The following is a 13,486-nucleotide window of genomic DNA, read 5'->3' as shown; positions in this document are numbered from 1 at the left end:
ACCTATGTCTACAATTCATAACCGCCCCAGAAGAAGTTCAGTCGCTCATCAAAGTGGTGGGCGCACTGCTGATACGAGTATCCGTAATGGCCGCCGACGGGCACAGAGTGTGGCGGTGACCCGGCGGGAACAGCTTCCGGTTAAGGCGAGAACAGAGACCCTTGGCGATCGTGCACAAGGAGGAAATACCTCCGGCGCAACTAAGCTTAGAATAGGTTTAGAAGGGTCCGAAGGAAGAGACTACTTTTTTAAACCTGAAGAAGCCAAGCTAGCCTCAAGACTCAACCCAGTGATGGCAGCTGGAATTCCTGACGAAAACCCTCGATTAGGGGAACGAAGTGTAGCAACGTATAAAATTGGGGAGCTTCTGTTTGGTGATAAAGTCCCTTTGCCAGTTTCCTTTTTGGATGATATAGATGGTCAAAGGGGACAAGTTATAGCTAGGGCACCTGGGGAAAACGCCGCTGAAATATTTAGGAAACCATACAGTGCTGATAACCTTAACTTGAAGTTTGTAAACGATCTTTTTAACCTTCAGGTAATTGACTATATCACAGGACAGACTGATCGCAATCTTACCAACCTATTCGTAGAAGATCAAGATGGAAAATTCACCGGTATAAAGGGTATTGACAGTGATACCTCTTTTGGATCAAATCCACTTGCTACATTACAAAATGCACGTCGTTTTCAAAACGGAAATTTATTCCCAAAAGATATTAAAATCCCCCAAAGCTATGTCGATCTATTAAAATCAAAAAAAGAAGAGCTTATAAAGCAATGGACAGGTATGCTATCCAGTCAAGAATCAGATATGGCGAAAGAAAGATTAGAAAAATTGATAGAAGATAATGATAAAAAGGGGTATCCAGAAATAGAAGAAATGCCAGAGACCGTCAAAGGTTTTCAAGAACTTGGTCCCTATTTGAAGCGGTTTGCTGACAGGAACTTTGAATCTGAAGACTTAGGCAAAAAAAGACAAGACTTAAATGAAGTTTCTGGAGAAACCCCTGAAAAAAAAGCCCCACAGGTAAAAGCTGTACTAGAAGAACTAGCAAATGAAATAAATATCAAATATTCAACCCCTGATATTGAAGATCAGTATTTTCGGAATTTGGACGCAATAGCAAGGATGTTGAATATTGGCGAGCAACATGGAAACACTGATTCAGTCCAAATTATTGGAAATCATTTTGAAAAAATAAACGACGGGATTGCAAACCTTGAGTCTTTACTTAATGAAAGAGCAAGTAAATTAAAACTTAAAAAACCAGCTGAGGCCAATTCAATCCAAGAGATGCTAAAGAAGCTTCCTGGTATTAAAAATGAACTTTCAAAAGAAAGTGAGAAGCTTCAAGCCAGAATTTCAGCTCTTCAAGCCAAGGCTTTTGATGCTGAAAAGATTGAACTCTCCTCCCGGCTCCAAGGGGAAAAATCTAGCGCCCGCGAAACACTCTTCGCCAGTTTCCTAAGCGGTCTCCCTCCTCTCAAACAGGCACAAACTGAAGATGAAGCCCAGGTCAGGCTCTATGAACAAACCACTGCTGAACTCAATGAACTGGCGCAGGCTTACTACAAGGCTAGAAATCAGGTAAATACACCTGCCATACAAAGAACAGTTACTGGTCAAACCAGATTGGAAATCGCCAGGAATGAAGCACTTCAAGCATTCCACAATTACAAGCCTCCGGTAAATTTAACCCCCGGTTACTTAGAAAAACTTGATGCTTTCAAAGATGGGATTTATCAGCATGGTCCTATCCCAAGACCACAGTCCGCTTTCAATCCCAAGGTAGGAATCCATGGGCAATCAGTCAGAGCTCAGACAGCTGCCGGGCGATCTAGATTGGCGCCAATGCCTGGCGCCCCATCACAAGTTGAGCAGCAAGCTCAATCAAGACCGGCTGCTGAAGTTGCTCCCAGGCCCAGCACTCAGCTACGACCGCTAAGGGCTCCTGGTGCACCAGGTAGACCTCAATAAAGCGATCTCCTGAGTATTTGAAATAAAAAATACAGTTATGTCCAAAACCAGCCGTTCCCGTTCCAATTCCAGCCGTTCCCGGACCAACGCCAGGCCGGACAGCCATTCGCGTAGCCGTAGCCGCTCCAGCCTCAGCAACAGCCGTGACCGCAGTTCCTCAAATACAAGTACGCGGGACCGGTCAGCAACCACTCGCGATACCAATTCAAACCCTACCTCCCGCACTGAGGCCCGGCAACGGTCGAATTCCGCTCCCCCTTCGCGTGCCACTAGCCGCACTGAACAGCGACAGCGTGCCCAATCCGCCAGTGAGGCTGACACTTCTGAGAACGCTTCACAACAGAATAGCAATCAAACGGGATCTGTTAGTGGCAAACAATCTGTAGGTAGCACTACAGCCCAAACCCCACTTTCTCCAGCGGAAAAGGAAGCACAGGTCAAAAAAACAATCGGCGACCTACTCAACAACGACCAGTTGAAACTCAAAAGATGGGTCAAAGATGGAGAAGAGGTTAAGCTGACGCCGGATGCTATTGAAAATATGGACGCCGCTACCCGCGAGCGCCTGCTCGCCGACCTGATGCACGTCAACCAGGCGTACAAAGACGGGCAATTCAAGCTCACTGGTGACAAAGCGGATGATGCAGACCAGCAGGCACTGGAAGCGTCCCTGGGCAGCTGGCTCAACCAGCTCGACAGCACCCTCGCACAGGCTAATGCCGAACAACTGATCGACCTGAGCCAGTTCCCTAAACCGGATTTCGCCACCGCAGACACTACGCGAAAAGGCTTTATGCAAGCCGTAAGGGATGGTATCCTTTCCCGTCTGGGAGCAACGCCCCGCCTTGACGCGGTCACAACATCTTCAACTGATGCTATTTCAAATGATCAAAAGAAGGGTGATGATGATTCAAACACACCCGCCAGTGATAATGATACGGACGATCCCAATCCCCCAACTGATACAGCCAACACAAACCCTCCCACTCCAGAGCGCCTGACGGATATTAAAAAGCAGCAGGCTCAACTTCGGATGGATAGAGAAAAGGCAGCAGCAACCGAAGCTCAGTTAGGAAAAGAACGCCAAGAACTTGTCGACCAGCTATTCGACAAATGGAAAAGCGAAAATGGTAAAGAAGATATTGGTCCCGGGGAAGTGTTGCCCGAGTTTAGCAATAATTGGTTCGACCTTAAAAAGTCCCTCGCCTACAATCAGGAAGGACAACCCTCTGATGATTACCAGATGAACCTGGCCGTGATGGAAAAAATGGTCAATTATCGAAAAGACACAGTAGACGGTATTGTTGATTCAGCAATAGAGGAAGTTGCCTGGAAAAATGGGCTTGACACAGATGCTATACAGGCACTCGCACCGGGCAGCGTATCGCCTACTTCTGACTACGATATAACGTTCGCTATACCCTCCAGACCAGAATTAGAGGCGGAGGTTGTCAAGGCGTTCCATCAAAAATTCGGAGAAGCGTTCCCGGGGCTTTCCTCCGGGGTTCTGTTTGACACTAATGTCTATACCAATGGTTTCATGACCCCGGGCACTGAGCAAGATGAAGCCTACATCGATAAATTTAATCCTGGAGGGAAAACAGCCGACCTTCCAGTTGGTGAAAGGGCATTGGTTGCAGAAGGTAAAGAACGTAAACGCCAAACTCAGATGGCACTTTCTTTGGTATCTGTGGCCCAGGCGTTATCCTCTGATGACTGGGATACTTACATGAAGGATACCCTCGAAAACGTCTCCCAATCCTTAACTGACCAGGGCGTAAGACCAGCGGTGGCAGAGGAAAAGGTTCGGGATTTAATGGCCATCTTTCAGAAAGCAGAACGGATCTACCTTGAAACTGAGGCTGCCATCCGTGAGAAGAAAGAACTTAATGCAAAAATAAACCCAGACCAGGCTTCCGATCACCTTGAGGCAAACAGTAAAGATGAGCTGTACATGGAAGCATTGGACGAAGCTAGTCAGCAAATTGAAAAATTGCAGGCCAATTCAGCTAAACTCCAGAGCGCTGCTACCACACCACAGGAAAGAGTACGTTTGCTGGCAGACCGCGCAGCTTTGATCACCCGCTTCGAGGAGACTCAGGGCAAAGCACTCATTTATGCCAACGAGAGCTATTTCAGTGGTGGCGCAGCGATTCATGTTGTGAAAGGTATGCAGGGCGGACAGGAAGTAAAACTAGGCCGACAGCAGCGTATGCAGTCCATACTGATGAACGTAGGCTACCAAATTGACCATTTCAATAAACTCGCAGCAGAAGGAAATGAAGGGAGAGCAATACTCAATACTGCTAAGTACGGGCAACGCATAGCAGACTTAGCCATGAACCCAGCCAATGGCATCGTGCTATCTGATCGAAGCACTAAAACTTTACAGCTCGCAAGGGAAATCATTTCCGAAGTCAAAAAAGATGATGTCAACTTCCCTTCCCCCTCTGAAAAGGAACAGGAAGCGCTGCGCAGATGGAACGATGCTTTCCCTGAAACCCCACCGGCTGATATCATCCGGGAAACGTACAAAGAAGTAGGCCAGAAGAGCCTCGCTCCGTTTATTGCGGATAAGATAAGCCAGCAGCAGCAGGAAATGGCTAAACTAACTCTCCGCAGCGCAGTAATTCAGCGGAAGCTGCGCAAGAACCCCAATATGGCAGATGCAGAAAAGCAGGAACTGCGGCAACGGTTAAAAGAGACCAATAAAGAAATTGCTTACAACAGGTTCAATCTATGGAACCAGGGCCTCCAAAGCAGCGGGCAGACCGTTGCCCCAAAGAAAGACAGCCCATTAGGAAACGAGCCATCTCCAGCACAGGTAATGAAGATGTTTAAAGTAGCAGACCTCTTTGCCCGTGCTGCCGAGGATGCCCGAAAACAACGCCCGGAAGCAGAACGCTCAGAATTAGTAGGCTACAAAACGGCGGATGAAGAGCCGCTAATGATTTCTATAAATAAACGAAGGCAATCTTACCGGGATGAGATGCAACGGCAGAAAGTCCCACTTGAAGATCAGCTTACCGATGACGAGGTGGCAGCCATTGTCATGTATTCCTCACGCTATTTCCAGGTGCTGAATGATACCAGCCGGTTCAGTGGGGTATCGGCACTCAACGCCAATCCTATGGACAAGGCGAATTGGAAAATGCCGGACGAAGTAAACATCAAACAAAAAGACGATGAAATCAATGCTTTGACAGACGACCAAAAAGCAGCCAACGCCGAACGCCTGTCTGATGCTCAGCAACTGGAATCTAATGTCAACAAATGGCGGGGAGTACTCGTCGATGCTATTAATAAACTTAATAAAAACCCTCAATTCAAAACGGAGGGCTATGATCCTAAAGCTACGGTTTTTCGGTTTGACGGTAAGGGGGATTACATTGACAAACGCATCAATGACCAAGCATGGAATGATAAAGCAGCCATCAGTACCGCAAGAGAGGTAGATGGTGCGCTACAGGGTGCAGATAAAATGTTCACCCTCAATATTATTGATGATTCAGTTGGTGCTGATATAGCGAACTTCTCGCACTATGGCCCACAGGAAAAGGAAAAGCTATTGATACCAGGGTCCGAATTCAAAATTAAGGCGAGCCTGAAGAGACCGGAAGGTGTAGAGGCTAAAGATTGGATTAACGGGCTTGTAAATGCTCAGGGGGAGCCTAGTAAGGGCCTTGAGGATGTAATGAACGGGCTCACTAAAGACGATCGGATGCGATTTAAACAGCACATCATAAATGTCAAAGCCGGATATGCTAAATCTCTACAGGGCGCCGAACAGGAGCAAGATCCTGAAAAAAGAAAGAAGCTTCTGGATCAGCTTAGGCAAATGGAAACTATTATCTGGTCAGTAGGTACAAACCAGCCATAGTTTTCCAAAAAACACCATTCATCACAGTATAAGCTCTACACCATGCAGTAATTGCCCACCATTGAAGGCAAGGGGCTTGCCCAAGCAAAAGCCACTCCCATCAGCATCTGCAGGAAGACGCTAACCCACCCACTTTTTCCCTACCTTCGCCCCATGTCCAAAGAAAAAGACCAACAAGCCATGCTGGAAAAGCTGGGGATCAGCCAGCTCAACCCTATGCAGGTGGCCGCCCATAAAGCCATCGCCGAAGGACCGGAGCTGATTCTGGTCGCCCCAACCGGTACCGGTAAGACCCTGGCCTTCCTGCTGCCCGTCATCGAGCAACTGGACCCAGAACTGGAGGAAGTACAGGCGCTCATCCTCGTGCCCTCCCGGGAGCTGGCCATCCAAATCGAGCAAATTGCCCGGGATATGGGGAGCGGGTTTAAGATCAATGCCGTGTACGGAGGACGGGCGGGCTACAAGGACAAGCAGGACCTGAAGCACCCGCCGGCCATTCTGGTGGGCACTCCGGGGCGGATTGTCGATCATATTGAACGGGAAAACCTGGCGACGGCGCACATTAAAACCCTGGTGCTGGATGAATTTGATAAGTCGCTGGAGACCGGCTTTGAAAAGCAAATGCGGGCTATTATTGAAAGCATACCCTCACTGGACCGGAAAATCCTGACTTCGGCTACGCAGAGCGTAAGTATCCCGGATTTTGTTGGGCTAAAAGCGCCGACCCGGCTACAGTTTGAAGCGGAAGACACCTCGCAGCTGGCACTCAAGGCGGTTGCCGCAGGGGAAGTGGATGAATACGGTACCCTGGCACTGCTGTTGGCTGAAGTTGGGGCCGGCAGAGGCATCGTATTTTGCAGCCTGAAGGATACCCTGCAACAGGTGAGCGTATTTCTGGACCGGAAAAAGATAGCCCACACCTGCTTCTACGGCGGCATGGACCAACTGGACCGTGAGCAGGCCCTTATTCAGTTCCGAAACGGTACGCACCGCATCCTCTTGTCTACCGACCTGGCGTCACGCGGTATCGATATCCCGGAGCTGGATTACATCATCCACTTTGAATTTCCCTTTGATGAAGCCTCCTTCATTCACCGCAATGGACGCACGGCACGGATGCACAGCGAGGGCGCAGCCTACCTGATCAAGCCCCAAAACCGGGATTTGCCCCACTACGCCCGCGAAGCCAAAATGATTACACTCACTGTCGACGGTAAGCTTACGCCCAGCGAATGGGCGACCCTCTACATGCTGGGCGGCCGAAAAGATAAAATCTCCAAGGGGGATATAGCCGGATTGTTCCTCAAGGAGGGCGGACTGAAACCGGACCAACTGGGTGCTATTGAGCTCAAGCGGGACTGCGCTTACATCGCCGTGCACCGTAGTGAGGCAGATAAGATCCTCAAGGTGCTGGACAACAAAAAACTGAAGAAGAAAAAGATCCGGCTGCATTTGCTGGAGCAGAAGAAGTAAGCGCCTGTTTTCCACTGTTCGGCAGCAAAGCTCCTCCTGCCTAAAATAGAATCGGATAGCTCAGGTAAAAGGTTGAGGCATTCAACAAACGCCCTTCCCTAGACACCTGCATTGCTACCATTCAGAACACGAGAGCTACCATTCAGAACATTCCGCCTCTAAAATTTGGAGTGAAAGGGCCTTCACACCTACCTTGAAGGTAAATCAGTATAACTCCATAAGATCAAGCAAATAACACAACGACGACAGTTAAGTAAGGGGGAATAACTTACTTATCTATTTTCGGAGCCAGGCCGCTAGCTGTGACCTGGCTTTTTAACTCCACTCCTAATCCAAGCGAACCCCATGTTTACAACATTCCGCTACCTCATGGTGGCTGTTTTATCCTTTGTATCCGTTTTTGCGATTGCCCAAGCCAACGAAGTCTGCCATGATAACGATTGCTCCCCTTCTTTACAAGCCATCGCACTGAATGCGCCGGAAAATGGCAGCATTACGCCCCAGCGAACTGAGGATTTCAAAAATGCTTACCTGAAAGTAAAGCAGTACCTAAATTCAGTAGCCAGCGACAGCGATTGGCAGCGGAAATACGCCAACAGCGAACTGGGCGGCCGAAGCTGCCTGCGCTTGTACCAACTGGAAAGCTATTTTGGCGATGAGTATGATAAAAACCCGGACTTCAGGGCTTTCATACAGGAGCAAGAGCCAGATGTCAAAGCGTTTAAGGAACGTTGTTTTGAGAGTTCCCGGCGGGCGCTCAACCTCATCCGGCGAATGGAATCGCACTGCCCTGAGGAAAAAGACCGTACCGAGAATTTGGAGGGGACTACACTCACCGCCCTTCCTAATACCTTCATGAAGCTCGGTAAAGAATTGGGCTACTTCGATGAAGAGGGCAACCTGCTCAAACCATTTACGCAGCCTGCTGCAGAACCTGACCCCCAGGAAGCGATCAAACAGCAAAGCAAACGGAAACAGATACAACACCTGGAGGAACAGGTGGCACAACTGCCTGTTGGGCCCGAAACCCAAAATAAAATCGACGACGCCAAATCAGGGTTGGAGAAAGCAAAACCCAGACTGGGCTTACTCAAAGGGGCACTTGCGTTGATGGGCTCCCGGCTGGGGACCTTTCTGCCTGGACCGATAGGGCTGGTCGGTAAAGCCAAAACCCTGAACGATATACTTGGCGTATTAAGCAATTTCAAACCTAAGCTCCCTTTCCCGGGGCTCTTGTCCAAAATCGGCGACCTCTTCCAGCGGGGTAAGAAACTGGGCGAAAAGGCGAGAGCATTGGCTGATCGTTCCAAAAAACTCAAAGACCGGTTTGATCAGGTGCAAGATAAGGCAGCAAAAGCCCAGCAAAAACTACAGCGGCAGGAGGATAAAGCCGAGACATTGGAAAATCAACTCGCTGACCTGAAGCAAAAAAAAGAGGAACTGACAAGAAAGCTGGAGGATAAACCACGCAGTATTCTCGAGGAGCTCCATGATCAGGTTGCTAAGGCAAAAGACGAAGCTGGTAAGCTGGTCGAAGAAGCGAAGAAAGTCAACCAAAAGAAAGACGAGCTGCTGGACGAAATTGCAGAACTGGAACAGCAGAAAAAAGAAATAGAGGATCAACTTGATGCACTGGAGCAGGAAACCGAACAGGTAAAGCAAGAAACCGAACAGCTGGAGGAGGAAGTACAGGCTGCACAACAGGAAGTGGAGCAGGCAAAAGCAAAAGAGGCAAAGCTGGAAAACCTACAGGAGCAAATGGAGGACCTCAAGCCGGAAGACGTCCTTGCTCAGGAACTGAAACTCTGCCGGTCTGACTTCGAGCAAATGCTGGCTGACCTTACCGGAGTCGAGCAAACGCAGGGTAAGTTAAGAACCAAACTGGGCAAACTGCTCTCCAAGCCAGGCAGACTTTTGGATAAAGCTAAAGACCTCAAGCTCTTCCAAAACAGGCTCAAGCTGGGCAAAGAGGGTATTCCGGTAGCCGAAAAAACACTCAGCAAACTGGAAGATCTTTCCCAAAAAGCGACCCTCATCGGGGATATTGCTCAAATTCTGACCGGCAAGGAAACCCGCCTGCAGCAACGGGTCAATGATATCGATGGCAAAATCAGTAACGCCCGTACCTTTTACGATACCCGGATTAAAGACCTGGACCAGCTTCAGAACGACCTGCTCCAACTGGTGGCAGAAAAAACGGGGCTGAACGATAAACTTGATCAGGCTGGCAGCAATATTGCCGGGCTGGAAAATCAAGTCAATGACTTCCTGAACCGCTACCGGCTATTCGATGAAGAAACGGACTGCCTTAGCCTCGAAGAACTCCGGGAAAAACTCCGGGACATTGAACAAGAACAGCAGACCACCGAACCAGAAATCGACGAAGCCCTGGAAGACCTGGAAGCAGCTGAAGAGGAAGCGGAGCAGGTCGAAGAAGCGACCGAAGCCCTAGAACAAGAGATTGAAGAGGAGGCAGAGGTGAAAGAGGAGGAAAAGACCTTACAGGAAGAATACGACACAGATACCCAGCTCGAGCCCGTCACCAAAGAAGAATGGTCTGAAAGCTTTCAGGTGGAGCGCCCCTACTGGGATGCTGTTTTCCACCCCGATGACGAAGTGGTGGAGGGCTATAAAGGCCGCTACTTTGAAGTCCGCCTCAAGGATGCCGACCAAGCCGTAAAACTGCTCTTTGGCGCCGGCGAGTACTTCCTGAGCCGCAATGACTTCCGGGAACGCTACGGGCTAACTGTAGGCACTTTCGTATCAGAAGCCTTGCTTGCGCTGAAAAAAACAGACCGCGAGAAAATCAAAGTCTTTATTCAGGGCAGTGCAGACATCGTAGGGCAGGCTACCTTCAGCGGAAACCTGGACGAAGGCTATTTTTATGATGCCATTACTGTGCTGCCACAGAAGCCAGGAGGTGAGCAATTTCTTGGCACCCCGGAAACCCGGGCAACACCGGCCAGGAACTTCCGAAACGAACACCTCCCCAACCTCCGGGGCCGCTTCCTGAAAGAAATGATTACGGTCTACTCTAAAAAGCTTGAGCCCATACTGCTGGAGGGCAGCGTGAAAGCGGTGAAGGATGAGGCGGACCGGAATGCGGTTATTTACTTGTTCTTGCCGGAGGAGATGCTGGACTAAATCTACACCAGAAGTAAAAGCCTCCCTTAGACATTAGGGCAGATACGTATGCCCTACCATCTGAACTGATTTTACGAGGACCATCAAAGCGCTTCACCAACTATCTCATAACCGAAGCCCCACTAACACCCCAAAACCTAATGGGTACAGCCGATGCGTACAGCTCATTGAACTTGGGGATATCTTAACCGGCGTTTGCGCCTGCATCGTCAATCCAACTGTCCAGCGCTCAGACAGGGGCTTCAGTAAGGCTATATCTACTCGCCCCAACCAGCTTCTGGGTATTTCACCCGCCGGGGCAAGGGTTTGCAGTACACCTTCCTGATTCAAATAGTTGCCGTCCACGTTCAGCCACTGGGAATAGCCGCCACTTGCCTCTAGAGCGAAGGTAACCGCTTTCAGGTTCCAGGTTTTGCCCAACCCAACCCCAACTTCTACCCGCTCGTACTGATTGTACAATTCTTAAAGGGTCGTTTGGGCGCAAACCGGATTGTCGCATCGGCTCTCATTTTCTTCGGTATGTTTGACACCTACGGCGTCAATTAAAAATATTGATTGCTGTTTTTTTTTACTAATAGTCGACCCCTATTGGGGGTCGTACATCAGTAAAAACGAGCTTAAATCTTGGAATCGACCCCAGCGGGGTCGCACTTATCGATCGAAAGATTTACCTAAAAAATTCACGTCAGCTGCGACAATTTGGTTTACGCCCGGTCGTTTCCGTTTCTGTACGGATCTGATCCTCTTTGGTACACTGCCAGAATGCCAGGGCAAGGAAGAGCCCCAGCAGCAGTTTATAACTTTGCATTGGTTTCGATTTTAGCATTTGGAGCCTGTTGGGACTTTAGTAATCGGTCTGCCCATAAGGGTCCGTACCGGGACAAACTGCACTTTTTCGCTTGTACTTCGCCACAAAAACCCTCATCCGTACGGACTCAGGTTTCCGTACCTCGACCAACCAAAAAATTGCTAGTTTTCGACTAGAAGACCAAAATCCCAACACGCTCTTACACAATCCCAATTCGCGCCGCCGCCGTTTTGGGGTTATCGGATTCAAGTTATTCTACAGAGTAGACTAGCTCCTGCACTTCTGTTCTGACCAGCCTCCGGGTTGACTCGATGCGGTCACTGACGCAGATTTCACTCATCCCGGGATACACCGCTTCCCAAGCTTGGCCTTCGTCTTTATCCATATCTTCCCGGGAGTCGTAATTGTCTACGGTGCTGACCTGGCAGGGCAGGCCGTCTCCATTTTTGACGTACGGGTAGAATAGGCCGAGGGTCTGGTCGGGCGTGACGGCACAGTTGCTTGTTTCACCGCCGGCATTATTGCAGCCGATGGCCGGTGGTGAGGATGCCAGCTGTGGCGCCGAGGCCAAGTTGGAAGATGCGGCGGCTAGAAGGAGGGGGTGGTGTTGTTGGTTTTCTCATGATAGGAAGATTTGGTTTTTTGAGTGTTATTTGTCTACTATGGAGCTTATCAGTTCAAGCAACTGTGAGAAGCTCAGCTTTTTCGCCATGAAACGTTTTTCGTGATCGAGCAAAAAGAAAGCTGGGTAGTACCATACATCGTACTTTTGGAGTATGCTAGATTCGCCTGCCATTGCATATTCGGCTTCCCTTTCCCTAGAAATATATACATTTATCCACTGTGCGCCCAGATTCGAATTGATGACTTGTAGCCAATCACCTCGGGTGCCTTCAGTTTCGGAGGCTACTGTATATACTTCAATTCCTTCTGAGGCCCATTCTGCCCGATAAATGGAGTCCATGACAGGAAGGGTCTCCAGGCAATGAGAACAGACCGGATCCCAAAAACTCAAGACAGTGTACTTGGCTTCCACAGCCGAAAGCGCTCGTATCTTCCCTTCTGAGTCTGGCAGCTTGATGTCCGCAGCAGGCGCACCTTGGGTGGTGCCCATAAGCAAGTACGCATAGTCGGTAAGCTGCTTTCTTATTTCAGGCGTCAGCCACGGGTAAGTCTTTGGTGCCACATAATTTTCAAAAAGATGGATGTATACGGCAGATTCCCATTTGAACCTATGGCTGAGACAGCCATACAGCAACTTATCTAAAATCAGGTATTCCATCGTTTCGTTCGCAACAGCTGTGCTCATCATCCAGTCTATTTGTTTGATGACCGAATCGGCATGCCATTCTACCACTTCATACAAGTAACGGTCTAGTTTACTATTGAAAAAAGGCGTATAAGCCAAACGACCATCCCAAAAATCGACTCCGTCCCAAAAATGAGCTTTGCGGTAGTACTTTACGGCGCTCGAATCCGCTGCATTTTCTGGATTGCGAAGCCGTTCTGGGAGGATAGGCTCCTGCATGGCATTCAGCAGCGTACTCAAGAACGAACTCGGATGCTGCTGCATCATAACTGATCGGAATTTCCGGATGTCTTTGTCAATTGCGCGAAGTTGGCTAATGTAAAGTGCTGAATCGGTTTGGGCTTCAGCCGTAGCCAATCCTCCCTGCGCTTCAAGAATTTCTCGTTCCTTGACCGACATGTACTCTTTATACTCCAGCAACAGCTCGTTTTCTGGCGAATTGAGGAATTCAAAGTTTAAGGCTTTACCCTGCTGGTCGAACTCGGCAATAATGGTGAAGCGAGGGTATCCACTGCTGATCAAGAAATCGAAATATTCCTCCCGCCCTTCAATGAAAATTACATAAATACCACCGTTCAGCTTTTCCGTACCAGTGAATTTAGCTTCGCTGTTTTCATCAACGGAAGCAGTGGTGTCAATCCTGAATTCATCTCCGAAAAAGTGCCCTAAAACAATAAAACAATTTTTGTAAGGCTTGCACTTTACAGTGATCTCATAAGCGGTATCAGCTTGACAAACAATGGGGTCGACTGTTGCACTTAACTGTACAAAGCCCGCTATAGTAAAGGCTAAAAGCAAAATGCCCGACAGGTATTTTTTCATAGCGTGGTTTTTAAAAATCACTAACGGCAAGGAAATTTGTGTCTAACGAGCAGATAAAGCATGCCGTTA

At 48.9% G+C, this 13,486-nt stretch carries 7 protein-coding genes; 4 read left to right on the top strand and 3 right to left on the bottom strand.

Going from position 1 to position 13,486, the window contains the following annotated elements:
* The first annotated feature begins 4 nt into the window (after positions 1-4).
* The 4 genes from ACO08I_RS21105 to ACO08I_RS21090 all read left to right on the top strand — a co-directional run bounded on the left by ACO08I_RS21105 (position 5) and on the right by ACO08I_RS21090 (position 10,478).
* Positions 5-1,981 (top strand): hypothetical protein, encoded by a 1,977-nt coding sequence (locus ACO08I_RS21105; RefSeq protein ID WP_421946991.1) that lies wholly within the window; start codon positions 5-7, stop codon positions 1,979-1,981.
* A 37-nt stretch (positions 1,982-2,018) separates the two neighbouring features.
* On the top strand, positions 2,019-5,861 hold the full coding sequence (locus tag ACO08I_RS21100; RefSeq protein ID WP_421946990.1) for a hypothetical protein: 3,843 nt from the start codon (positions 2,019-2,021) through the stop codon (positions 5,859-5,861).
* A gap of 153 nt (positions 5,862-6,014) precedes the next feature.
* Positions 6,015-7,334 (top strand): DEAD/DEAH box helicase, encoded by a 1,320-nt coding sequence (locus ACO08I_RS21095; RefSeq protein WP_421946989.1) that lies wholly within the window; start codon positions 6,015-6,017, stop codon positions 7,332-7,334.
* A gap of 345 nt (positions 7,335-7,679) precedes the next feature.
* Positions 7,680-10,478: a hypothetical protein gene (locus ACO08I_RS21090; RefSeq protein WP_421946988.1), complete on the top strand. Its 2,799-nt coding sequence runs from the start codon at positions 7,680-7,682 to the stop codon at positions 10,476-10,478.
* Positions 10,479-10,583: 105 nt separating this feature from the next.
* On the opposite strand, the gene ACO08I_RS21085 is transcribed toward ACO08I_RS21090, so the two are convergent.
* The 3 genes from ACO08I_RS21085 to ACO08I_RS21075 all read right to left on the bottom strand — a co-directional run bounded on the left by ACO08I_RS21085 (position 10,584) and on the right by ACO08I_RS21075 (position 13,417).
* Positions 10,584-10,937: a hypothetical protein gene (locus tag ACO08I_RS21085; protein ID WP_421946987.1), complete on the bottom strand. Its 354-nt coding sequence runs from the start codon at positions 10,935-10,937 to the stop codon at positions 10,584-10,586.
* 599 nt (positions 10,938-11,536) lie between these two features.
* Complete coding sequence (locus ACO08I_RS21080) at positions 11,537-11,857, bottom strand: hypothetical protein (protein ID WP_282783084.1); 321 nt, start codon at positions 11,855-11,857, stop codon at positions 11,537-11,539.
* Positions 11,858-11,935: 78 nt separating this feature from the next.
* On the bottom strand, positions 11,936-13,417 hold the full coding sequence (locus tag ACO08I_RS21075; protein ID WP_282783083.1) for a redoxin domain-containing protein: 1,482 nt from the start codon (positions 13,415-13,417) through the stop codon (positions 11,936-11,938).
* Positions 13,418-13,486 lie beyond the last annotated feature (69 nt).

This window comes from Phaeodactylibacter xiamenensis (genome assembly GCF_965229835.1).
GTDB classification, from domain to species: Bacteria; Bacteroidota; Bacteroidia; order Chitinophagales; family Saprospiraceae; genus Phaeodactylibacter; species Phaeodactylibacter xiamenensis.
This window is presented reverse-complemented; position numbering and strand designations above follow the sequence as displayed.